The organism is Streptomyces sp. NPDC007084, assembly GCF_040703595.1.
In the GTDB taxonomy this organism is placed as follows: Bacteria; Actinomycetota; Actinomycetes; order Streptomycetales; family Streptomycetaceae; genus Streptomyces.
This window is the reverse complement of record NZ_JBEYFY010000029.1, coordinates 66976-88881: the sequence shown is the minus strand read 5'-3', so window position 1 is coordinate 88881 and position 21906 is coordinate 66976. Positions and strand designations below refer to the sequence as shown.

Here is a 21906-nt window from a genome sequence, read left to right as displayed (position 1 = left end):
TGGGGAAGCTGTGGACGGTCCGCACGGACTGGGCGTCGCGGCCGAGGAGTTCGGGCTCGAAGGGCCACGCGGCTGGGCGTTCCGCGGCGTCCGGTTCGAGGCGGAGCCCGGATCGCTGGTGGCGGTCCAGGGGCCGTCCGGCTCCGGCCGCACCTGCCTGCTGCTCGCTCTCACGGGCCGGATGAAGGCCACCGAGGGGACGGCGGTGGTGGGCGCGTGGCGGCTGCCGAAGCAGTTGGGCGCGGTGCGCCGGGTGAGCGCGGTCGCGCACGTGCCCGGCGTCACGGACCTCGACCCGGCCCTGACCGTCGGGGAGCACCTGCGCGAACGGGCCCTGCTGCAGCGCCGGTTCGGCGGCTCGCTGCGCTCCCTGCTGCGCCCGCGCGGTGAGCGGGCGCGCGAGGCGAGGCTGCGGATCGACAGCGCGCTGACCGCCGCCGGGCTCGACCGGGAGACGCTCCCCAAGGGGTCCAGGACGGCCGTACGGGATCTGGAACGGCTCGAACTGCTGCGGCTCGACATCGCGCTGGCCCTGATCGGCCGCCCCCGGCTGCTCGGCGTCGACGACACCGACCTGAAGCTCTCGGACGCCGAACGCGCGGAGGCCTGGGCCCTGTTGGCCTCGCTCGCCGACTCCGGCATCACCGTCCTCGCGGTGTGCAGCGAGGCCCCCGAGGGCGTCACCGTCGTATCCACCACGGCCGCACCGGCGGACAGCGAGAACGACAGCCCCGGCCCCGACTCCACCGACACGGACACCCACACGGACACGGACACCGCCACCGACAGCGACAGCGGAGACGACGACAAGGAGGCGGCCGATGCGCTCGCCGAAACTGGCCGCTCTTGAACTCCGCCGCTTCGGCCGGGGCAAGCTCCCCCGGGCCGCGCTGGTCGCCCTCCTGCTGCTGCCCCTGCTCTACGGCGCCCTCTACCTGTGGTCGTTCTGGGACCCGTACGGCCGGCTCGACCGGATACCCGTGGCCCTGGTGAACGACGACAAGGGGGCGACGGCCGCCGGCAAGAGGATCGAGGTCGGCGACGACATCACCGAGGGGCTGCGCGACAGCGACACCTTCGAGTGGCACGAGGTGACCGCGGCCGAGGCGCGGCGGGGCATCGAGGACGGCACGTACTACCTGTCGCTGACCATGCCGGGCGACTTCAGCGAGCGGATCGCGTCCAGTTCGGGGAGTTCTCCCGAGACGAGCGCCCTCCAGGTGCGCACCAACGACGCGAACAACTACATCGTCGGGCAGATCTCCCGGACGGTGTTCAGCGAGGTGCGTACGGCGGCGTCCACGAAGGCCTCGCGCTCGTTCCTGGACAAGATCTTCATCTCGTTCTCGGACATCCACGGCAAGACCGTCCAGGCGGCCGAGGGGGCCGACGAGCTGAACGGCGGTCTCGGCAAGGCGAAGAAGGGCTCCAAGAACCTGGCGGACGGCCTGGGCGAGGCCAAGAAGGGCAGCGGGAAGCTCGCCGGCGGGCTGAGGAAGCTCAATACGGGCGCCGGTGACCTGGAGGACGGTTCGCGCCAGGTCGCGGACGGCACCCAGCGGCTGGCGGACAAGGTCAACGGGGTGGCGGGCGAGGTGGGCCCGTTCCTGAAGGACAACGAGAAGTCGATCGGGGACACCGCCCAGCTCGTCGCGGACTCGACGGCGGGGATCCGCCGCAATCTGAACACGCTGGTGAAGACGGCTCCACTGGCCGCCAAGGGGGCGCACAAGGCGTCCGACGCGCTGGACGCCGTCTATCACGCGCGGTGCGAGACCCTGCCGGTCCCCGACCCGGCGTGCCCCGAGCTGAAGAAGGCCAGGAAGGCGGCCTCCGACGTCGTCACGGTCGCCGACGACGTCAACACGCTGATCGACGACCAGGACGGCGACCTCGCCGCCATGGACCGGAACCTGAAGACGCTGGGGAAGCAGGCGCAGGCGCTCGCCGACCGTTCGCCGCATCTCTCCGAGGACCTGGACGACGCCGTCTCCAAGATCAACAAGTTGAACGAGGGTGCCGCGAAGGTCGCCAAGGGGGCGAAGCGGCTGCACTCCGGGCTCGGCACCGCGAAGACCGGCGCCACCGACCTCGACGGCGGCCTCGGCCGCCTGACGTCGGGCGCGAACAAACTCGACGGCGGTCTCTACAAGCTCGTCGGCGGCTCCGACAAGCTGGCCGGCGGACTGCACGACGGTGCCCGGAAGATCCCCGACTACGACAAGCACGACCGCGACCAGCGGACCCACGTCATGGCCGACCCGGTCCAACTGGCCTCCAGGGATCTGCACAAGGCACCCAACTACGGCACCGGATTCGCCCCGTACTTCATCCCGCTGTCCCTGTGGGTGGGCGCGATGGTGGCGTACATGCTGATCCAGCCGCTGAACCGGCGCGCGCTCGCGGCGGGCGCCTCGGCGTGGCGGATCGCGCTCGCGGGCTGGCTGCCGGTGGCCGCCGTCGGTGTCCTCCAGACCGCCGCCCTGATGGCGGTGCTGCACTGGGCGATCGGCCTCCAGATGGTCCGCGCGGCCGGCACGGTCGGCTTCCTGTTCCTGGTCGCCGCCTGCTTCGCGGCGATCGTGCAGTGGCTGAACGCCCGCTTCGGCGCGGCCGGCCGGATCCTCGTCCTCGCGCTCCTGATGCTCCAGCTCACCTCGGCGGGCGGCACGTATCCCGTCGAGACCAGCCCGGGGTTCTTCAACGCGATCCACCCCTTCCTGCCGATGAGTTACGTGGTCGAGGCCCTGCGCCGGCTGATCACCGGAGGCGGCCTGGGGCCGGTCTGGCTGGCCTGCGCCGTCCTGTCGGCGTTCACCGCGGCGGCCCTCGCGCTGACCGCCCTGTCGGCCCACCGCCGGCAGGTGTGGACCCTCGACCGGCTGCACCCGGAGCTGAGCCTGTGACCGCGCGCGCGGGCGCTCCTGTGAGAATCGGGGCCATGGACAGCAGCAGCACCACGGCGGGCGGCGGCCGGCGCGAGGCCACCCGGCAGAAGCTCTACGAGGCGGCCGTCACCCTGATCGCCGAACAGGGTTTCTCCGCCACCACGGTCGACGAGATCGCGGAACGCGCGGGCGTCGCGAAGGGCACCGTCTACTACAACTTCGCGAGCAAGTCGGTCCTCTTCGAGGAGCTGCTGCGGCACGGCGTGGGCCTCCTCACCGCCTCGCTGCGGGAGGCGGCCGAGGGCACCGCGCGGGACGGCGGCAGCAGGATCGACGCGCTGGACTCGATGATCCGGGCCGGTCTCGTCTTCATCGACCGCTACCCCGCCTTCACCCAGCTCTACGTGGCCGAACTGTGGCGCACCAACCGGGCCTGGCAGTCCACGCTGATGGTGGTCCGGCAGCAGGCGGTGGCGGTCGTCGAGGGCGTGCTGCGCGACGCGGTCGCCGAGGGCGAACTCAGCGACGAGATCGACATCCCGCTGACGGCGGCGGCGCTGGTCGGGATGGTCCTGGTGGCGGCGCTGGACTGGCAGGCGTTCCAGCCGGAGCGCTCCCTGGACGACGTCCACGCGGCGCTCTCCCTGCTCCTCCAGGGACGGGTCGGCGGCCACCGCTGAACACACGAGAGCGCCGGTCCGCGGTGGCCGCGTCCCCCGCGGGCCATGCGAACCGGCGCTCCGTCGTGCTCCCCCGTGCGGTCCTGGTCGAGACCCCGTTCGGTCGTCCGCCAGGGTTCCCCCGTGCCTCGCTTCCGCCGAGCCCGTCGGCGGAAGGAGCGGCCAAGGGCGCGTCCTCCGTTCCGCCGCCCCGTGTCGGCGGTGCCGGAGCCGCGCCCCTCTCCGTGCCCCCACTCTCTCGTTCCCGCAGGTCGGGCCCCATCCGTGCGCGTACTCATCTGCGTGTCTAGGTACGGATACTCAGGCCTGCGCACGGATGCCCAGGACGGGCGCGCGCCGAGTGGCTACGATCGCGTCCGTGTCCGTACTCCCCCTGGTCTTCACCAGCGGCTGGGCCAGCGGCATCAACGCGTACGCGGTGGTGCTGCTCCTCGGCGTCTTCGGCGCGACCGGGCTGACCGACGAGGTCCCGGAGACACTGCAGCGCCCCGAGATCCTGATCACCGTCGGTGTGCTGTTCCTCCTCGAAGCGGTCGCGGACAAGATCCCGTACGTCGACTCGGTGTGGGACTCCGTGCACACCGTGATCCGGCCCGCCGCGGGCGCCTGGGTCGGGGCGCTCCTCGCCGGGCAGAGCGGTTCCGTCTCGGACCTGTGGGCCGGTGTGCTCGGCGGTTCGACGGCGCTGGCCAGCCACACGGTCAAGGCCGGGGCCCGGATGGCGATCAACACCTCGCCGGAGCCGTTCAGCAACCTGGTGATGAGCACCGCCGAGGATCTCGGGGTCGCGGGCATCCTCACGTTCGCCATGTTCCATCCGGAGGCGGCGGCGGTCATCGCCGCCGTGCTGCTGGCCGTCGGCCTGGCGATGGTCTACTTCCTCGTCTCGCGCATCCGGCGGTTCATGCGCCGCCGGGCGCAGCGCCGCGAGGAGAGACGCCTCGCGCGGGCCGCCGGTCCGCCGCCCGACCGGACCGGGCCCGTGCACCGCGACTGACCTGGGCGGCCGTCGGCGCCTCGGGCGGACGGGTCCGGGCCGCCCTCCGGACGGGACTGTCGGTGGGGGCCGATAAAGTCGCCGGCATGGGACGGATTGCGGTGATCGGCGCCGGGATGGGCGCGATGGCGGCCGCCGCCCGGCTGGCCGTCGCGGGCCACCGGGTGGTGGTGTTCGAGCGGGCGGGGACGTACGGCGGTTCGGTGGGCCGCTTCGAGCGGGACGGCTTCGCCTTCGACACGGGCCCCGCCCTGCTGCCGCTGCCGGCGGTGTACCGCGATCTGTTCGTCAAGACGGGCAAGGAGCCGCTGGAGGAGTGCGTCGGCCTGGTGCAGGTCGACCCGTCGGCCCGGCACCTGTTCGCCGACGGCACCGAGGTCTCTCTGCCGAACGCCTCGCGCGCGGGGGTGCTCTCCGCGCTGGACGAAGCGCTCGGCGCGGGTGCGGGGGCGCGCTGGGGCGACTTCCTGGTGCGGGCCCGCGAGGCATGGGACCGCGCGCGCAGACCGCTGCTGGAGGAGCCCCTGTGGCCCAACTGGCGGGTGCTGGCCGAGCGCGACCCCTATCCGTCGGTGCCGCACAAGAGGCTGCTGCGCACCCGCCGGGCCGGCACGCTCGCCGAGGTCGCCGCCTGGGAGCTGCGGGACGCCCGTCTGGCGGCCCTCCTGGAGAGCCACGCCCTCGCCTACGGCCTCGACCCGCGCGTCACGCCCGCGAGCGCCGCGGTGCTGCCGTACATGGAGCACGCCTTCGGCATCTGGTACGTGCGCGGCGGTGTCCGGGAGCTGGCGCGCGCGGTGTACGAGCGGTGCGTGGCCCGCGGGGTCGAGTTCCGGTTCGGGACGCCGGTCGGGCGGATCGTGGAGAAGGACGGGCGGGCCGTCGGCGTCGAGGTGTCCACGGGCGGCGCCGGGACGGGCGGCTCGTTCGAGGAGGCGGACTTCGTGGTCGCCGGGGTGGCCCCGGGAATCCTGGACGGTCTCCTTCAGGGGGCGGCGGTCCGCGGCGGCGACGACGTGCAGACCGGGCCGGCCGGCGCCGCCCGGCTGACCGTCCTGCTCGCGCTGCGCGGCGGCCGGCCCACGGACGCCGTACACCGGACGGTCGTCCACAGCGCCGACCGGGACGGAGAGCTGGACCGGGTCTTCGGTGAGCGGCCGGGGGTGCCCGAGGCGCCGACCGTCGTGGTCTGCCGCCCGGACGACCCGGCCCTGATGCCCGACGGGGACCACGAGGCGGTCACGCTGACCGTGACGGTGCCCTCGGGGGCGCCGGTGTCCGATGCGGACGTGGAGCGGGTCCTCGACACCGCCGGGCGGGCCCTGCCGGAGCTGCGGGAGCGGCTGCTGTGGCACGAGGTGCGCAGACCCGCCGACATCGCGGAGGCGACCGGCGCCCCGGGAGGCGCGGTGCCCGCCCCGGCGCTCGCCGCGGCGGACGGGCGGCTGCTGCGCCCGGCCAACAGCACCCGGCTGCCCGGGCTGTTCACGGCCGGGGGCTGGGCGCATCCCGGCGGCGGCCTGCCGCACGCGGGCATGTCGGGCGCGCTGGTGGCGGGACTGATCGTGGAGGGACCGGACTTCCGGGGCTCGCAGTGACCTCGGTGACCGGGCTTCCAGGGCTCACCGTGGCCTCCGTGACCGCGGTCGCCGGGCCGGGCCTCGGTGCCGGGAGGCGCCCGCGCGCGCCGGGTGCCGGGCGGTACGGGTGCCGGGGCCGGTACGGGTGCGGGTGTCGGAGCCGGTACGGGTGCCGGTGTCGGAGCCGGAGCCGGTACGGGTACCGCGGTCAGTACCGGTACTGCTCGTCGTAGCCCGTGCCCGCGTTGCCGTTCCCGTTGCCCTGGTAGGGGTACTGCTGCTGCTCCGGCGGGAGTTCGCCGCCGTAGGTCTCGTCGGTGTCGCGCTGCTGCGGCACCCAGACACCGCCGGCCGGGGTCTCGCCGCCGTACGTGCCGTTGCCGTACTGCTCCTGGCCGTACCCCTGCTGCGCGTACTGCTGGTCGCCGTAGCCCGTGGTGTCGTACGAGGCACCGGTGTAGGTCTGGGTGCCGATGTACGGGTCGGAGTAGGCGGCGTACTGCTGCTGGCCGGTGTCGTAGCCGTACTGCTGCTGGTCGTAGCCCGTGTAGCCGTCGTAGGCGTAGGCCTGCTGGTCCTGGGGCTGGGCCGTCGCCGCGTACGCCTGCTGGTCCTGGGGGGCGCCGGTGTAGGACTGGTCGGCGGCGGCCGCGTAGGCGCCCGCGTCGTACACGCCGTAGGAGCCGGTGTCCTCGGGCAGCGGCTGCGGCTCGTAGACCGCGGTGGACTCGGCGGCCGTGGGCTCGCCGGCGCCCGGGGGCATGAACCGGTCGGACTGGGCGGGGGTGAACACGTCGTCCTCGGCGGCGTACGGGTCGTCGAGCCCGTAGGACGCCTCGCCGGTCGCGTCGGGTCCGGCGGCCTCCTGCGACGGGTCCGACGGGTTCGACGGGTCATCGGAGTCCTGCTCGCCGCGGCGGCGCTTGCTGGGCTTCGCGGGCTTGCCCGGACCGTCCTGCGTGGGGCGGCCGTTGATGGCCCAGCCCTGCGCGAAGCCCTTGCGGAAGGAGAGGGTCACATACGTCTGGCCGACGGTGAACGCGATCGCGCCCAGGCCGATGACCACGACGGAGTGCATCAGGACACCGAGCACGACCCCCAGGAAGCCGACGAAGGCGAGCAGCCGGAACCGCAGCCGCGCCTTGTACTGCAACAGCACCTCGCCGAGCAGCCACAGTGCGACGATGCCGAAGGCAAGATAGAGGACCGTCAAGCCCATGTACGCCCCTCTCCCAGTGGCCGCACGCAGTCTGTCGTACGCGGGTGCGACCGGTCTAGGCCCGCTGTGGGTGGTGCAGGCCCAGGTTCTCGTAGATTTCCAGCGTCGCCGTGGAGTTGTTCAGGGTGATGAAGTGCAGTCCGGGGACTCCCTCGTCCAACAGCCTGGCACAGAACTCCGTCGCGAAGTCGATGCCAATGGAGCGTACAGCCGCGGGATCGTCTTTGACTGTGAGGATCCGCTCTTTCAGGGCGTCCGGGAACGAGGCGTTCGAGAGCTTCGGGAGCCGCTCCAGCATGCGCACGCTCGTCACCGGCATGATCTCGGGGATGACCGGGGTCGCGCAGCCGGCCGCGGCGACGCGGTCGCGCAGGCGCAGGTAGGACTCCGGCTGGAAGAACATCTGGGTGATGGCGTAGTCGGCGCCCGCGCGGCACTTGTCGACGAAGTGGGAGACGTCGAGGTCCCACTCCGTGGAGCGGGGGTGCATCTCCGGGAAGGCGGCGACACCGACGCAGAAATCGCCCGACTCCTTGATGAGGCGCACGAGTTCGGCGGCGTAGGTCAGGCCCTCGGGGTGCGGCACCCAGTCGCCCATCGGGTCGCCCGGCGGGTCGCCGCGCACGGCCAGCATGTTGCGGATGCCGGCGTCCGCGTACTGCCCGATGATGTTGCGCAGTTCCGCGACCGAGTGGTTGACGGCGGTGAGGTGGGCGACCGGGGTGAGGGTCGTGTCGAGCACGATCTGCTCGGTCTCCCTGACCGTGCCGGCCCGGGTGGAGCCGCCGGCTCCGTAGGTCACCGAGACGAAGTCGGGGGCCACGGCCTCGACCCGTCGGAGGGCGTTCCACAGGTTCCGCTCACCCTTGGGGGTTTTGGGGGCGGAGAACTCGAAGGAAAACGTCTGTTTGCCGGTCGCGAGCATGTCGCGCACGGTGCGTGCGCGGTCAGTCCTGGTGGAGGCAGATCCGAGGGCCATAGTCGCAGGTTAGCCAGCGGGGGGCCGGGGCCCAACCGAAGCGGGGGAATTGTCTTGTCTGCCGGGTTCTTGTCCACCCCTCGGACAGGGGTGGGGGGCGTTCCCGGGCTTCGCCCGCCGGGTCCCTCGGGGTTCCGGGGCTGCGCCCCCTGACCTGCGCTCGGTTGTTGGATTGCCGTCCCGGTGTGGGGGCTGGCCGCGCCCCTGGAAGGGCCCCCGGGGTTCCGGGGCTGCGCCCCCCGGCCTGCTCACGGTTGCTGGGTTGCCGTCCCGCCGTGGGGGCTGGGCGCGCCGTTCCCCGCGCCCCTGGAAGGGCCCCGGGGTTCCGGGGCTGCGCCCCCGGCCTGCTCGCGGTTGCTGGATTGCCGTCCCGGTGTGGGGGCTGGGCGCGCAGTTCCCCGCGCCCCTGGGAGGGCCCCGGGGTTCCGGGGCTGCGCCCCCCGGCCTGCTCACGGTTGCTGGATTGCCGTCCCGGTGTGGGGGCTGGGCGCGCAGTTCCCCGCGCCCCTGGAAGGCCCCCGGGGTTCCGGGGCTGCGCCCCCCGGCCTGCTCACGGTTGCTGGATTGCCGTCCCGGTGTGGGGGCTGGGCGCGCCGTTCCCCGCGCCCCTGGGGCTGCGCCCCCCGGCCTGCTCACGGTTGTTGGATTGCCGTCCCGGTGTGGGGGCTGGGCGCGCCGTTCCCCGCGCCCCTGGGAGGGCCCCGGGGTTCCGGGACTGCGCCCCCCGGCCTGCTCGCGGTTGCTGGATTGCCGTCTGCCGGTGGGGGCTGGGCGCGCCGTTCCCCGCGCCCCTGGGGAGGGCTATGCCTCCTTTAGGCGCTTGGCGAATTCTGATGCCGCTGACGCGGGGTCGGGGGAGTCGGTGATGGCTCGGACTACCACCACCCTGCGGGCGCCTGCCGTCAGGACCTCGTCGAGGTGGGGGAGGTCGATGCCGCCGATGGCGAACCAGGGACGGGTGGTGCCTAGGGCGGCGGTGTGGCGGACCAGGTCGAGGCCGGGGGCGTGGCGGCCGGGCTTGGTGGGGGTGGGCCAGCAGGGGCCGGTGCAGAAGTAGTCCACGCCGTCCTGCGCGGCGGCGGCCTCGGCCTCCGCGGCGGAGTGGGTGGAGCGGCCGATCAGCACGTCGGCGCCGAGGATGGCGCGGGCGGCGGGAACCGGCAGGTCGCCCTGGCCCAGGTGCAGCACGTCGGCGCCGATCGCGTGGGCGACGTCGGCCCGGTCGTTGACCGCGAGGAGCTTGCCGTGCCGGGCGCAGGCGTCCGCGACGACCTGGAGGTGCTCCAGCTCCTCCGCCGCCTCCATGCCCTTGTCCCGCAACTGCACGATGTCCACCCCGTTGGCCAGGACCGCGTCGAGGAAGTCGGCGAGGTCGCCCTGGCGCCTGCGGGCGTCGGTGCAGAGGTAGAGGCGGGCGTCGGCGAGCCGGGCGCGCGCGGACGTGGCGGCTGTTTCGGGCATGCGTGGGTCCCCCCGTGATCGGTGCGCGGGCCGCGGCGGGCCGGGGTGGTCCCGGCCGCCGCGGCCCGTGCGCCGGACTGTCTGGTCAGGTCAGACGGCGAGCGCCTGGGCGCGGCGCTTCACCTCCGTGCCGCGATTCTCGCTCAGCGCCTGCGCGGGGGTGCCGGGCAGGCTCGGGTCGGGGGTGAAGAGCCATTCGAGGGCCTCTTCGTCGGAGAAGCCGTCGTCCCTCAGGAGCGTCAGGGTGCCGGCCAGGCCCTTGACGACCTTCTGCTCGTTCCCGTCGATGAAGGCGGCGGGGACGTGCAGCGCGCGGTTCTCACCACGGCGTACGGCGATGAGCTGGCCGTCCTTGACCAGCTGCCGGACACGCGTCACCTCGACGCCGAACTGCTCGGCGATGTCGGGGAGGGTGAGCCACTCGGGGACGAGAGCATCGATCTTTGCGTCAATCTCGGTCACGGGACAAGCCTGCCATCTTGGACCGACAGTCGGAAGCCACGGGCGTCCGACCTGGGGAGACGGACGCCCGCGGGACCTAGAGGGTGGCCGTCTTCAGCGGCCTCGACGGGTCCGCGAGCAGCAGCGGGTCCATGCCCGCGCCCGCCTCGATGAGCCGGCGGCCCTGGGCGAGATCCCTCGGGCGGCCCACGGCCAGGAGGGCGACCAGGCGTGTCTCGCGCAGCCAGCACACCGACCAGGAGCTGCCCGCGGGATCGCCGCGCCAGACCAGGGTGTCGGCGGGCGTGTGGTGGCCGACGTACTGCACGAAGCGGCCGAACTGCTCGGACCAGAAGTACGGCACCGGGTCGTAGGCGGCGGGCGCCTGTCCGACGATGTTCGCGGCGACCGTGCGGGGGCCCTGGAGGGCGTTGTCCCAGTGGTGGACGAGGAGGCGGTCCTCGTAGCGGCCGGAGGGGAAGGAGGCGCAGTCGCCGACGGCGTAGACGTCCGGCAGGGAGGTGCGCAGGTGGTCGTCGGCGAGGATCTCGCGGTCGGCGCCGAGGGCGATGCCGGAGCCGGCGATCCAGTCGGTCGCGGGCCGCGCGCCGATGCCGACGACCACCGCGCCGGCCGGGACCCGGGAGCCGTCGTCCAGGACGACGGCGCCGTCCTCGACGCGCTCCACGCGCGTGCGCGTGCGCAGGGTGGCGCCGCTGTCGGCGTACCAGGCGGCCATCGGGGCGGCCACCTCGGCGGGCAGCGCGGCGGCGAGCGGCCGGTCGGCGGCCTCGACGACGGTCACCGCGCAGCCCGCCTCGCGCGCGGCGGTGGCGAACTCGGCGCCGATCCAGCCGGCGCCGACGACCACGATGTCGTGCTGCGCGAGGAGCACGGGCCGCAGCCGGTCGGCGTCGTCCAGGGTGCGCAGCAGGTGCACGCCGGGCACGCCCTCGGCGCCGGGCAGCCGGATCGGTTCGGCGCCGGTGGCGACGACCAGGACGTCGTACGGGACGGGCCCGGCGGCGGTGTCGAGTTCGTGGTCCCCGGCGCGCAGGCCGAGCGCCTCAAGGCCGAGCCGCAGTTCGATGTCCAGGGCCGTGAAGTCGACGTCGAAGGCGGAGCCCTCGGCCTTGCCGAGCAGGACGGCCTTGGACAGCGGTGGCCGGTCGTAGGGCTGATGGGGCTCCGCGCCGATCAGCGTGACGGTGCCCGTGAAGCCCTGTTCGCGCAGGGCGACCGCGGTCTGCACCCCGGCCATGCCCGCGCCCACCACGACGGCCCGCCGCGCGGTGGACCCCTGTGCCTTCGCCTGCGTCTGCTCGCTCACCTGATCACCATAGACACCTGACAAACCGTCAGTCAGCGGACGTGCTCGGTGATCTGCTGCACAGCCGCGGGGTCGGGCCGTGCGCGGCCACCCCGGCACCCCGCGTCCGTCCCCGGCTCCCCGGGGGCGGGTGCGTCGGCGGAGGCTCCCTTACGGGCCGCTGTGGGGGCGGGCTAGGGTGGCGACCGTAAAGCACTCGCGGGAGCCCGGACGCACCGGGCTGAGAGGGAGGCTGGGCGGCCTCCGACCGTACGAACCTGATCCGGGTCATGCCGGCGAAGGGAGGGGCTGGACGCCCATGTCGCCTACACGTCCGTCCGACGTCCTCGTCATCGGGGGCGGGATCATCGGCCTGGTCACCGCCTGGCGGGCCGCGCAGCGCGGGTTCACCACCACGCTCGTCGACCCCGAGCCCGGTGGCGGGGCCGCGCAGGTCGCGGCCGGGATGCTCGCGGCCGTCACCGAGCTGCACTACGGCGAGGAGACCCTGCTCGGCCTCAACCTCGCCTCCGCGCGCCGCTATCCGGACTTCGTGGCCGAACTCACCGAGGCGGCCGGCCACGACCTGGGCTATCGCCGGTGCGGCACGCTGGCCGTCGCGCTGGACGCCGACGACCGCGCCCATCTGCGGGAACTGCACGCGCTGCAGAGCCGTTCGGGACTCGAGTCGCAGTGGCTGACCGGCCGGGAGTGCCGCCGTCTGGAGCCGATGCTGGCCCCCGGCGTGCGCGGCGGCCTGCGGGTCGACGGCGACCACCAGATCGACCCCCGGCGCCTGGCCGCCGCCCTGGTCACGGCGTGCGAGCGGGCCGGGGTGAGCGTCCACCGGAGCTGGGCGCAGCGCCTGACCGTCGTACGGGACCGGGCCACCGGTGTGGTCACGGCGGACGGCACCGGACTCGGCGCGGGCCAGGTGGTGCTGGCCGGGGGCAGCCTCAGCGGGCGGCTCGCGGGCGTCCCCGACGAGGTCCTGCCGCCGGTGCGCCCGGTGAAGGGACAGGTGCTGCGGCTGACCGTGCCGAAGCGGTACGCGCCGTTCCTGAGCCGCACGGTGCGGGCCGTGGTGCGCGGCGGCCACCTTTACCTGGTGCCCCGCGAGAACGGCGAACTCGTCGTCGGCGCGACCAGCGAGGAGCTGGGCTGGGACACCACGGTGACGGCGGGCGGCGTGTACGAGCTGCTGCGCGACGCGCACGAGCTGGTGCCCGGCATCACCGAGCTGCCGCTCACCGAGACCCGCGCGGGACTGCGCCCCGGTTCGCCCGACAATGCCCCGCTGCTCGGCCCGACCGCCCTGGACGGGCTGCTGCTGGCCACCGGCCACTTCCGCAACGGCGTGCTCCTCACCCCGGTCACCGGCGACGCCATGGCGCATGTCCTGACCACCGGCGAACTGCCCGAGGAAGCCCGCCCCTTCTCCCCCAGGCGGTTCGCCGCCACCGCCCGCACGGAGCAGCCCGTATGAACATCGTCGTCAACGGAGAGCGGAAGGCGATCGCCGCCGGTACCGCTCTCGGCACCCTCGTCGCGGCCCTCACCCCGGCTCCCTCCGGGGTGGCCGCCGCGCTGAACGAGACCGTCGTCCCGCGCGGTCAGTGGGCGTCCACCCCGCTGGCCGAGGGCGACCGCGTCGAGGTCCTCACCGCCGTACAAGGAGGCTGACCATGGCCGACGACCCCTTCGTCCTCGGGGGGACGACCTACACCTCCCGGCTGATCATGGGCACGGGCGGGGCGCCCAGTCTCGACACCCTGGAGCGCTCCCTGGTGGCGTCCGGCACGGAGCTGACGACGGTCGCGATGCGGCGGGTGAACGCGTCGGTGCACGGCTCGGTGCTGTCGGTGCTCGACCGCCTCGGCATCCGGGTGCTGCCGAACACGGCCGGCTGCTACACCGCCGGCGAGGCCGTCCTGACGGCCCGGCTCGCCCGCGAGGCGCTCGGCACCGACCTGGTCAAGCTGGAGGTCATCGCCGACGAGCGCACCCTGCTGCCCGACCCGGTCGAGCTGCTGGACGCCGCCGAGACCCTGGTGGACGACGGCTTCACCGTGCTGCCGTACACGAACGACGACCCGGTCCTCGCCCGCAAGCTGGAGGACGTCGGCTGCGCGGCCGTCATGCCGCTCGGCTCGCCCATCGGCTCGGGGCTCGGCATCCGCAACCCGCACAACTTCCAGCTCATCGTGGAGCACGCGCGCGTGCCGGTGATCCTGGACGCCGGGGCCGGTACGGCGTCGGACGCGGCCCTGGCGATGGAGCTGGGCTGCGCGGGGGTGATGCTCGCCTCGGCGGTGACCCGGGCGCAGGAGCCGGTGCTGATGGCGGAGGCCATGCGGCACGCGGTGGAGGCCGGACGCCTGGCCCGGCGGGCGGGGCGCATCCCGCGCCGGCACTTCGCCGAGGCCTCCTCCCCCACCGAGGGCATGGCGGCCCTGGACCCGGAGCGGCCGGCCTTCTGACCGGCCGTCCGGGCCGGCCTTCCGACCGGCCCGGACGACGTCCGCGCGGCCGGTGCGCGTCACAGGTCGGTCGCAGTCGTGCCCCGGTATCGGCCGAACGGGACGGTCCGACAGTGGCGGCTCGTAGACTCACCTGCGTGGATACGACCCTTCAGGACCCGCTTGTCGGACACGTGCTCGACGGCCGCTACCGCGTGGACGCACGGATCGCGGTCGGCGGGATGGCCACGGTCTACCGGGCCCTGGACATCCGCCTCGACCGGGTGGTCGCGCTCAAGGTGATGCACCCGGCGCTGGCCGCCGACGGGTCCTTCGTCGACCGCTTCATCCGCGAGGCCAAGTCGGTGGCCCGGCTGGCGCACCCCAACGTGGTGCAGGTCTTCGACCAGGGGACGGACGGGTCGTACGTCTACCTGGCCATGGAGTACATCGCCGGCTGCACCCTGCGTGACGTGCTGCGCGAGCGCGGCGCGCTCCAGCCGAGGGCCGCGCTCGACATCCTGGAGCCGGTGCTCGCCGCGCTCGGCGCCGCGCACCGCGCCGGGTTCGTGCACCGCGACATGAAGCCGGAGAACGTCCTCATAGGGGACGACGGCCGGGTCAAGGTCGCCGACTTCGGACTCGTGCGCGGGGTGGACACGGTGACGAGCACCACGGGCGCCGTCCTCGGCACCGTCTCGTACCTGGCGCCGGAACAGATCGAGCACGGCACCGCCGATCCCCGCGTCGACGTGTACGCGTGCGGGGTCGTCCTCCACGAGATGCTCACCGGCGCCAAGCCGCACACCGGGGACTCCCCCGCCCAGGTCCTCTACCAGCACCTCCACGCGGACGTGCCGCCCCCGTCGGCCACGGTGCCGGGAATGGCGTACGAGCTGGACGAGCTGGTCACCACCTCCACCGCCCGCGACCCCGAGGCGCGCCCCGCCGACGCGGTGGCGCTGCTGGGCCGGGTCCTCGAAGCCCGCGCGGCCCTCACCGCCGAGCAGCTCGACGCCGTGCCGCCGGGCGCGCTCGCGGTGGGCCACGACAACGCCCACGACCGTACGAGCGTGATCCCGCGTTCGCTGTCGATGCAGCGCCCGCTGCCGGTGAACGAGGACGAGGCGGGCGTCAACCGGACCGCCCGGTTCGAGAGCACCGGCTACCTCCAGGCCCCGCCGGACGCGCCGGCCCGGCCGCCGGGCCGGCGTCCGCGGCGCGGGATGCTGTTCGTCATCGCCGCGGTCGTGCTGGTGCTCGGGGTGGGCTCCGGTGTCTGGTACATCAACTCGGGCCAGTTCACCAAGGTCCCGCCGGTCCTCACGCAGACCGAGCAGCAGGCCAGAGACCGGCTCAAGGGCGCCGGGCTGGACGTCGGGCAGGTCAAGCACGCCTACAGCGACACCGTGAAGCGGGGCAGCGTCATCGGCACCGACCCGGGGGTCGGCGAGCGGATCAGGAACAACGACTCCGTGACGCTGACCGTGTCGGACGGCCCGGAGACGGTGAAGGTGCCCGACCTGTCGGGTGTCGCGCTCGACAAGGCGAAGGCCGAGCTGAAGGACGCCGGGCTCGCCGCGGGCATGGTCACCAAGGAGTTCAGCGACGACGTCCCGCGCGGCTCCGTGATCGGCACCGACCCGGACACGGGCACTTCGCGGCGGGCCGGTTCGGCGATCGCGCTGGTCGTCAGCAAGGGCAGCCCGGTGGAGGTGCCCGACGTCACCGGCTCGTCCGTCGAGGACGCCACCGCGGACCTGGAGGACGCCGGCCTGAAGGTGAAGATCGCCCAGACGCAGGTCAACTCCGAGTTCGACAAGGGCCAGGTCGCCCGGCAGTCGCCGGACTCCGGACGCGAGGCCGCCACGGGCGACACGGTGACGCTGACGGTCTCCAAGGGACCCGAGATGGTCGAGGTCCCCGACGTGGTGGGCGACAGCGTGGACGACGCCAAGCGGAAGCTGAAGGACGCCGGGTTCGAGGTGGACGAGGACCGCGGTCTCCTCGGCCTCTTCGGCGACACGGTCAAGGGCCAGTCGGTGGACGGCGGCGACACCGCCCCGAAGGGCTCGACGATCACCATCCGGATCCGCTGAGCCCGGAGCCGACCGGCTCAACCAGGCGGCGGTCCCCCGGCCGGCCGGAGGACCCGAGACCGCCCTCGGGGCGGTTCGGGGCGCGTGACACCCTGGTGGGCGTGACCAGCAAGCAGCTCCGCAACCCCGTCGGCGGCCATGTCCCGGTGGCCGGCGGCCTCAGTTCCGTCGGCCTGTCCTACGCCCGTGACCTCGCGGCCGAGACCGTGCAGGTCTTCGTCGCCAATCCGCGCGGCTGGGCGACCCCCGCCGGGAACCCGAAGCAGGACGAGGAGTTCCGCGCCGCCTGCGCGGCCGAGTCGATCCCCGCCTACGTGCACGCCCCGTATCTGATCAACTTCGGGTCGCACACCGAGGCCACCGTGGAGAGGTCGGTGGAGTCGCTGCGGCACTCGCTGCGCCGGGGCCGGGAGATCGGCGCGCTCGGCGTCGTCGTGCACACCGGGAGCGCCACCGGCGGCCGGGAGCGGTCCGTCGCCCTGCGCCAGGTGCGGGCGCGTCTGCTGCCGCTGCTGGACGAGCTGACCCACGACGACGACCCGTACCTGCTGCTGGAGTCGACCGCCGGCCAGGGCGCCTCCCTGTGCTCGCGCACCTGGGACTTCGGGCCGTACTTCGAAGCGCTGGACGCCCATCCCAAGCTGGGCGTCTGCCTGGACACCTGCCACATCTTCGCGGCGGGCCACGACCTGACCGGCCCGGCCGGCATGCACCAGACCCTCGATCTGCTGGTCGACACCGTCGGCGAGGGACGGCTCAGGCTGATCCACGCCAACGACTCGAAGGACGTCGTCGGCGCGCACAAGGACCGGCACGAGAACATCGGCTCCGGTCACATCGGCGAGGACCCGTTCCGGGCGCTGATGACGCACCCCGCCACCGAGGGCGTCCCGCTGATCATCGAGACGCCCGGCGGCAAGGAGGGGCACGCGGCGGACGTCGAGCGGCTGAAGAAGCTCCGGGACGGCTGACCTCAGAGCTCGGGGCCGTCCCCGGGTTCCTCCTGGTAGGAGTAGCGCTGCTCGCGCCAGGGGTCACCGACGTTGTGGTAGCCCCGCTCCTCCCAGAAACCCCGCCGGTCGGCCGTCATGTACTCGACGCCGCGGACCCACTTGGGGCCCTTCCACGCGTAGAGCTGCGGGACGACCAGGCGCAGCGGGAAGCCGTGTTCGGCCGTGAGCAGTTCGCCGTCCTTGTGGGTGGCGAAGATGGTGCGCTCGGCGGCGAAGTCCGCGAGGCGCAGATTCGAACTGAAGCCGTACTCGGCCCACACCATGACGTGGGTGACGGCGGGCGCCGGCGGGGCGATCTCCAGGATCGTCCGGGCGGGGACGCCGCCCCATTCGGCCCCGAGCATGCTGAACTTCGTGACGCAGTGCAGGTCGGCGACGACGGAGGCGTACGGGAGGGCGGTGAACTCCTCGTGGGTCCAGCAGTGCTTCTCGCCGTCGGCGGTGGCCCCGAAGACACGGAATTCCCAGCGTTCGGGGCGGAACTTGGGGACGGGACCGTAGTGGGTGACCGGCCATCCGCGCTGGAGTCGCTGTCCGGGCGGAAGCTCCGACAGTGCCGTTTCTCCCGTTTCTCTCTTTGCCGGCTGACCCATGCCTCCATCCTGACAGACCGGGGACGGTGCCCATGACCAGCCGACGGGGGATTCGGGCAACTGCTACTAAGCGTGCACTTACTGGACGGTTTTCGGTGGCCGGTGCAAAGATGCGGCGCAACCTGCCCAGTCCCCCCGCTTGGAAGGAGCCTCTGCGATGCAGGGCGACCCCGAGGTCATCGAATTCCTGAACGAGCAGTTGACCGGCGAGCTGACGGCGATCAACCAGTACTTCCTGCACGCGAAGATGCAGGAGAACTTCGGCTGGACGAAGCTCGCCAAGTACACGCGGCACGAGTCCTTCGACGAGATGAAGCACGCGGAGGTGCTCACCGACCGCATTCTCTTCCTGGACGGCCTGCCGAACTATCAGCGGCTCTTCCACGTGCGGGTGGGGCAGACCGTCACGGAGATGTTCCAGGCCGACCGTCAGGTGGAGGTCGAGGCGATCGACCGGCTGCGGCGCGGGATCGAGGTGATGCGGGCGAAGGGCGACATCACGTCCGCGAACATCTTCGAGTCGATCCTGGAGGACGAGGAGCACCACATCGACTATCTCGACACCCAGCTCGAACTGATCGAGAAGCTCGGTGAGGCGCTCTACATCGCGCAGCTCATCGAGCAGCCGGAGAGCTAGCCGGAGCACCGCCGGGCGAGCGGGAGGACCGGGTTACGCGGCCTCGCGGCCCGCGGTCTCGTGCGCGGCGCTCTCCTGGAGGACGGCCTCGTGCAGGGCGGCTTCGCGCTGCGCCGTCCCGTCCGCGGCGCGGACCTCGGCGAGCACCGGCATGCCCTGGTCGGCGAGCTGACGGCGCGGGCAGGTGCCCCGGCCGAGCAGTGCCTGGATCTGGCGGACGCACGACCCGCAGTCCGTGCCCGCCTTGGAGGCGGACGCTATCTGGCGGGGAGTGCAGGCGCCGTCCGCCGCGTGCTTCTTGACCTGCTGTTCGGTGATCCCGAAGCAACTGCAGACGTACACGCGGTTCACCTCCCGCCGAAATGGATGGGGCACGCCGTCCCGTTAATCGGTGAGGCTAACCTAACCTTACCCGGCGCTCCGGAGCCATAAAAGTGGGGTGGGGCGCGGATCGTATGTGATCCGCGCCCCACCCTTCGCGCTGGTAACAGGCGCCTCGGACGCCGGTCTGTTACCGGCGCCGGTACCGTCCGGCCCGCTACTGGTCGCGGTACATCTCGGCGACGAGGAAGGCCAGGTCCAGGGACTGGCTGCGGTTCAGGCGCGGGTCGCAGGCCGTCTCGTAGCGCTGGTGGAGGTCGTCGACGAAGATCTCGTCGCCGCCGCCCACGCACTCGGTGACGTCGTCACCGGTGAGTTCGACGTGGATGCCGCCCGGGTGCGTGCCGAGTCCCTTGTGGACCTCGAAGAAGCCCTTGACCTCGTCCAGCACGTCGTCGAAGCGGCGGGTCTTGTGGCCCGAGGCCGCCTCGAAGGTGTTGCCGTGCATCGGGTCGGTCACCCAGGCCACGGTCGCGCCGGAGGCGGTGACCTTCTCGACCAGCTCGGGCAGCTTGTCGCGGACCTTGTCGGCGCCCATCCGGACGATGAAGGTCAGCCGGCCCGGCTCACGGTCGGGGTCGAGCCGCTCGATGTACTGGAGCGCCTCCTCGGCCGTCGTCGTCGGGCCCAGCTTGATGCCGATCGGGTTGCGGATCTTCGAGGCGAACTCGATGTGCGCCCCGTCGAGCTGCCGGGTGCGCTCGCCGATCCACACCATGTGACCCGACACGTCGTACAGGTGTCCGGTACGGGAGTCGACGCGGGTCAGCGCCGACTCGTAGTCGAGGAGCAGCGCCTCGTGGGAGGCGTAGAACTCGACGGTCTTGAACTCCTCCGGGTCCGTGCCGCAGGCCCGCATGAAGTTCATCGCGTTGTCGATCTCGCGGGCGAGCTGCTCGTAGCGCTGGCCCGAGGGGGACGACTTCACGAAGTCCTGGTTCCAGGCGTGCACCTGGCGCAGGTCGGCGTAGCCGCCGGTGGCGAAGGCGCGCACCAGGTTGAGCGTGGAGGCGGACGCGTTGTACATCCGCTTCAGGCGTTCGGGGTCCGGGACGCGGGCCTTCTCGTTGAACTCGAAGCCGTTGACCGAGTCGCCGCGGTAGGTCGGCAGGGTCACGCCGTCGCGGGTCTCGGTGCCCTTGGAGCGCGGCTTGGAGTACTGGCCGGCGATCCGGCCGACCTTCACGACCGGCACGGAGGCCGCGTACGTGAGGACGGCGCCCATCTGGAGCAGGGTCTTGAGCTTGTTGCGGATCTGGTCGGCCGACACGGCGTCGAAGGCCTCGGCGCAGTCGCCGCCCTGGAGAAGGAACGCCTCTCCCTTGGCGACGGACGCCATCCGGGCGCGCAGCAGGTCACACTCGCCCGCGAAGACGAGCGGCGGATACGACTCGAGGTCCGCGATCACATCGCGCAGAGCCTCGGCATCGGGGTACTCGGGCTGCTGCGCCGCGGGCAGGTCTCGCCAGGTGTTGCCAGCGCTCGCGCTGGACTTAGCGTTCACGGTCACCCCGACAACATTACGGGGTCGTGTCGGGCGCCCTTTCACATGCTCATCAATTGAGACGAACCCCGCTCGATCGACGCGGCTCCGGGCGGCCGTACGACACTCGCCGCGGCCCCCGGAACCGGGCGGACCCGCCACATGATCCAAACGACTGCCCTAGTCGACGTCGAGGCGGTCGCGGTCGATGGAGATGGTCACGCCGCCGTGGGTCTCGGTGGTGTCGCCCACGTACTGGTGGATGCGCTGGTGCTTGGCCCACAGGGTGGCGGGGATCGACGCGTCGGAGGTGGTCGAGGTGCCGTTCCAGCGCGCGAAGTGGATCACGTCGGGCAGGGTGATCTCGCCGCGGTGCGCGATCAGGTCGGCGACCAGGGACGAGGTGTTGCCGTAGGCGCCGGCGCGATAGCCCAGCGTGTGCAGGCGCTCGGTGTAGGCGTTGATGTAGCCGAGCACCTGGGCGGTGACCGTCTTGCCGGGCTCGTAGTGCTCCAGGTCGTTGTAGAGCACCGTGCCCTTGCCGAAGCCGAGCGCCGCGGCCTGTGCCGCCGCGTCGTCGGCGGCTGCCGTGCCCTGGGACACCGGGCTGGTGATGGCCGCGCAGCCGCCCCCGCAGCTCCCGCCGTCCGAGGAGGGCTGGCGGCCGACGTAGAGCGGGATGAAGCGCCAGCCGCGGTTGTACTGGGTGCGCACCCAGTCGGCGGTCAGGCGCTGCTGGGCGCAGGCCCGGTTGAGGCCGCCGATGTACACGCCGACGGCCCCGTAGACGGAGTTGTCGCGCCAGGCGTCCATCGCGGACTGGCTCGGGGCGGTGCAGGCGTCGAAGCCCTCGCCGCGGAAGGAGGTCGCGTCGGCGGGCAGCGCGGTGACGGCGGGCCGCTCGGCGGGGGCACCGGGCGTCGCGGTGACGGGCAGGCCGGCGCCGCGCAGGATGTCCTGGATACGGCCGCGGTCGTAGCCGTAGGCAGCGGTGACGGTGATCTGGCCGGCGGTGGCCCGGTAGGTGCGGGCGGTGGGGTTCTCGGTGACGGCGCGGTCCGTGGCCTCGGCGGGCTGGACCAGCAGGGCTTCGGTACGGCCGCTGGCACGCGCCGGACAGTTCTGGTTGGCGCCGGGGGTGCCGAGGTAGAGGGCGTGCCGGTCGAAGCGGACGCAGGCGTCGGGATGTTTCTCCAGGTCCACGATCTGCCAGGAGGCGGGGATGGTGAAGGCGTGACCGCGGTAGGCGACCTGGGTGACGTCCTCGGAGTCGGTGGGGAACGGGGCCGATCGCGCGGTGCCGAGCGGCCCGGCGGCGAGGGTGGCCGCCGCGAGGAAGACGGTCAGGGTGCGGGCGGCGGTGCGGCGGGTCCGCGGTGAGCGGGCTGGGGGCATGCGGGGCGCTCCTCGGTCTGTTCGGTGGGTTCGGTCGGTTCGGTGGGTTCGGCCGGCTCGGCCGGCTCGGTGGGTTCGGCCGGCTCGGCCGGTTCGCTTGGCTCGGCCGGTTCGGTCTGTTCGGTCCGTCTGGCCATCCATGGCCGGTGACCGGCTCCGCGGAACGCCACGCGGAGGTGGTTCACGCTGTTGCCCGCCCCGGATCGTCGGGTAGGGTGCGGCGCATGTTCGCGCCTATGAACCAGAACTGGTGGTGGACCGCTCATCCGGCGGCCCACTGACTGCGCGTTCC

21 protein-coding genes and 1 riboswitch are annotated in these 21906 nt (G+C 72.8%); of the genes, 12 read left to right on the top strand and 9 right to left on the bottom strand.

Annotation, left to right across the window (positions count from 1 at the left end):
• Window positions 1-10 precede the first annotated feature (10 nt).
• From AB0912_RS22830 to AB0912_RS22810, 5 genes are all read left to right on the top strand, one after another.
• The gene (locus tag AB0912_RS22830) at window positions 11-850 is read left to right on the top strand and encodes an ATP-binding cassette domain-containing protein (protein WP_366702563.1); all 840 of its coding nucleotides are present in this window, start codon (window positions 11-13) and stop codon (window positions 848-850) included.
• The gene (locus tag AB0912_RS22825) at window positions 822-2906 is read left to right on the top strand and encodes a YhgE/Pip domain-containing protein (RefSeq protein WP_366702561.1); all 2085 of its coding nucleotides are present in this window, start codon (window positions 822-824) and stop codon (window positions 2904-2906) included. Before AB0912_RS22830 ends, AB0912_RS22825 begins: the two co-directional genes overlap by 29 nt.
• Window positions 2907-2941: 35 nt before the next feature.
• Window positions 2942-3568 carry a TetR/AcrR family transcriptional regulator gene (locus tag AB0912_RS22820; RefSeq protein WP_366702559.1) on the top strand — a complete coding sequence of 209 codons (627 nt, stop codon included), beginning with the start codon at window positions 2942-2944 and terminating at the stop codon, window positions 3566-3568.
• A 358-nt stretch (window positions 3569-3926) separates the two neighbouring features.
• A complete protein-coding gene (locus tag AB0912_RS22815; protein ID WP_366702557.1) occupies window positions 3927-4565 on the top strand; it encodes a DUF4126 domain-containing protein in 639 nt (212 codons plus the stop codon).
• 86 nt (window positions 4566-4651) lie between these two features.
• Complete coding sequence (locus AB0912_RS22810; RefSeq protein WP_366702555.1) at window positions 4652-6163, top strand: NAD(P)/FAD-dependent oxidoreductase; 1512 nt, start codon at window positions 4652-4654, stop codon at window positions 6161-6163.
• A gap of 190 nt (window positions 6164-6353) precedes the next feature.
• Here AB0912_RS22810 and AB0912_RS22805 read toward each other — a convergent pair whose 3' ends face one another.
• The 5 genes from AB0912_RS22805 to AB0912_RS22785 form a co-directional block, all read right to left on the bottom strand.
• On the bottom strand, window positions 6354-7364 hold the full coding sequence (locus AB0912_RS22805; protein ID WP_366702553.1) for a hypothetical protein: 1011 nt from the start codon (window positions 7362-7364) through the stop codon (window positions 6354-6356).
• 55 nt (window positions 7365-7419) lie between these two features.
• The gene (metF, locus tag AB0912_RS22800) at window positions 7420-8343 is read right to left on the bottom strand and encodes a methylenetetrahydrofolate reductase [NAD(P)H] (RefSeq protein ID WP_366702551.1); all 924 of its coding nucleotides are present in this window, start codon (window positions 8341-8343) and stop codon (window positions 7420-7422) included.
• A gap of 801 nt (window positions 8344-9144) precedes the next feature.
• A complete protein-coding gene (thiE, locus tag AB0912_RS22795) occupies window positions 9145-9804 on the bottom strand; it encodes a thiamine phosphate synthase (protein ID WP_366702549.1) in 660 nt (219 codons plus the stop codon).
• A 90-nt stretch (window positions 9805-9894) separates the two neighbouring features.
• Complete coding sequence (locus AB0912_RS22790; protein ID WP_366702547.1) at window positions 9895-10266, bottom strand: Rv2175c family DNA-binding protein; 372 nt, start codon at window positions 10264-10266, stop codon at window positions 9895-9897.
• Between the two features lie 76 nt (window positions 10267-10342).
• Window positions 10343-11575 (bottom strand): FAD-dependent oxidoreductase, encoded by a 1233-nt coding sequence (locus AB0912_RS22785; protein WP_366702545.1) that lies wholly within the window; start codon window positions 11573-11575, stop codon window positions 10343-10345.
• Between the two features lie 188 nt (window positions 11576-11763).
• Window positions 11764-11876: riboswitch (TPP riboswitch) on the top strand.
• Between AB0912_RS22785 and thiO the strand changes: the two genes are divergently transcribed.
• The 5 genes from thiO (at window position 11874) to AB0912_RS22760 (ending at window position 17083) form a co-directional block, all read left to right on the top strand.
• Window positions 11874-13040, top strand: a complete 1167-nt coding sequence (thiO, locus tag AB0912_RS22780) for a glycine oxidase ThiO (protein WP_366702543.1) — start codon at window positions 11874-11876, stop codon at window positions 13038-13040. Its footprint overlaps the riboswitch before it by 3 nt.
• Window positions 13037-13237, top strand: coding sequence for a sulfur carrier protein ThiS (gene thiS / locus AB0912_RS22775; RefSeq protein ID WP_366702541.1), 201 nt, complete (start codon window positions 13037-13039; stop codon window positions 13235-13237). Before thiO ends, thiS begins: the two co-directional genes overlap by 4 nt.
• 2 nt (window positions 13238-13239) lie before the next feature.
• A complete protein-coding gene (locus AB0912_RS22770; protein ID WP_366702539.1) occupies window positions 13240-14034 on the top strand; it encodes a thiazole synthase in 795 nt (264 codons plus the stop codon).
• A 137-nt stretch (window positions 14035-14171) separates the two neighbouring features.
• On the top strand, window positions 14172-16112 hold the full coding sequence (gene pknB, locus AB0912_RS22765; protein WP_366702537.1) for a Stk1 family PASTA domain-containing Ser/Thr kinase: 1941 nt from the start codon (window positions 14172-14174) through the stop codon (window positions 16110-16112).
• Between the two features lie 101 nt (window positions 16113-16213).
• The gene (locus AB0912_RS22760; protein WP_366702535.1) at window positions 16214-17083 is read left to right on the top strand and encodes a deoxyribonuclease IV; all 870 of its coding nucleotides are present in this window, start codon (window positions 16214-16216) and stop codon (window positions 17081-17083) included.
• A gap of 2 nt (window positions 17084-17085) precedes the next feature.
• On the opposite strand, the gene AB0912_RS22755 is transcribed toward AB0912_RS22760, so the two are convergent.
• Window positions 17086-17718, bottom strand: a complete 633-nt coding sequence (locus AB0912_RS22755) for a sulfite oxidase-like oxidoreductase (protein WP_366702533.1) — start codon at window positions 17716-17718, stop codon at window positions 17086-17088.
• Between the two features lie 157 nt (window positions 17719-17875).
• Between AB0912_RS22755 and bfr the strand changes: the two genes are divergently transcribed.
• Entirely contained in the window at window positions 17876-18355 is a 480-nt protein-coding gene (gene bfr, locus AB0912_RS22750; protein ID WP_366702531.1) for a bacterioferritin, read from the top strand.
• A gap of 33 nt (window positions 18356-18388) precedes the next feature.
• On the opposite strand, the gene AB0912_RS22745 is transcribed toward bfr, so the two are convergent.
• The 3 genes from AB0912_RS22745 to AB0912_RS22735 form a co-directional block, all read right to left on the bottom strand.
• On the bottom strand, window positions 18389-18706 hold the full coding sequence (locus AB0912_RS22745; RefSeq protein WP_366702529.1) for a (2Fe-2S)-binding protein: 318 nt from the start codon (window positions 18704-18706) through the stop codon (window positions 18389-18391).
• Window positions 18707-18893: 187 nt separating this feature from the next.
• On the bottom strand, window positions 18894-20246 hold the full coding sequence (locus tag AB0912_RS22740) for a class II 3-deoxy-7-phosphoheptulonate synthase (RefSeq protein ID WP_366702527.1): 1353 nt from the start codon (window positions 20244-20246) through the stop codon (window positions 18894-18896).
• A 153-nt stretch (window positions 20247-20399) separates the two neighbouring features.
• Window positions 20400-21614 (bottom strand): glycoside hydrolase domain-containing protein, encoded by a 1215-nt coding sequence (locus AB0912_RS22735; RefSeq protein ID WP_366702525.1) that lies wholly within the window; start codon window positions 21612-21614, stop codon window positions 20400-20402.
• A 224-nt stretch (window positions 21615-21838) separates the two neighbouring features.
• On the opposite strand from AB0912_RS22735, the gene AB0912_RS22730 reads away from it, so the two are divergent.
• Window positions 21839-21895 (top strand): trp operon leader peptide, encoded by a 57-nt coding sequence (locus tag AB0912_RS22730; protein WP_366702591.1) that lies wholly within the window; start codon window positions 21839-21841, stop codon window positions 21893-21895.
• Window positions 21896-21906: the final 11 nt, after the last annotated feature.

What these genes read in the sequence shown, in the direction of transcription:
- AB0912_RS22825 (WP_366702561.1), top strand. Translation starts at nt 822, where the DNA reads ATGCGCTCGCCGAAACTGGCCGCTCTTGAACTCCGCCGCTTCGGCCGG.
- AB0912_RS22820 (WP_366702559.1), top strand. Translation starts at nt 2,942, where the DNA reads ATGGACAGCAGCAGCACCACGGCGGGCGGCGGCCGGCGCGAGGCCACC.
- AB0912_RS22810 (WP_366702555.1), top strand. Translation starts at nt 4,652, where the DNA reads ATGGGACGGATTGCGGTGATCGGCGCCGGGATGGGCGCGATGGCGGCC.
- AB0912_RS22805 (WP_366702553.1), bottom strand. Translation starts at nt 7,364, where the DNA reads ATGGGCTTGACGGTCCTCTATCTTGCCTTCGGCATCGTCGCACTGTGG.
- metF (WP_366702551.1), bottom strand. Translation starts at nt 8,343, where the DNA reads ATGGCCCTCGGATCTGCCTCCACCAGGACTGACCGCGCACGCACCGTG.
- thiE (WP_366702549.1), bottom strand. Translation starts at nt 9,804, where the DNA reads ATGCCCGAAACAGCCGCCACGTCCGCGCGCGCCCGGCTCGCCGACGCC.
- thiO (WP_366702543.1), top strand. Translation starts at nt 11,874, where the DNA reads ATGTCGCCTACACGTCCGTCCGACGTCCTCGTCATCGGGGGCGGGATC.
- thiS (WP_366702541.1), top strand. Translation starts at nt 13,037, where the DNA reads ATGAACATCGTCGTCAACGGAGAGCGGAAGGCGATCGCCGCCGGTACC.
- AB0912_RS22770 (WP_366702539.1), top strand. Translation starts at nt 13,240, where the DNA reads ATGGCCGACGACCCCTTCGTCCTCGGGGGGACGACCTACACCTCCCGG.
- AB0912_RS22755 (WP_366702533.1), bottom strand. Translation starts at nt 17,718, where the DNA reads ATGGGTCAGCCGGCAAAGAGAGAAACGGGAGAAACGGCACTGTCGGAG.
- bfr (WP_366702531.1), top strand. Translation starts at nt 17,876, where the DNA reads ATGCAGGGCGACCCCGAGGTCATCGAATTCCTGAACGAGCAGTTGACC.
- AB0912_RS22735 (WP_366702525.1), bottom strand. Translation starts at nt 21,614, where the DNA reads ATGCCCCCAGCCCGCTCACCGCGGACCCGCCGCACCGCCGCCCGCACC.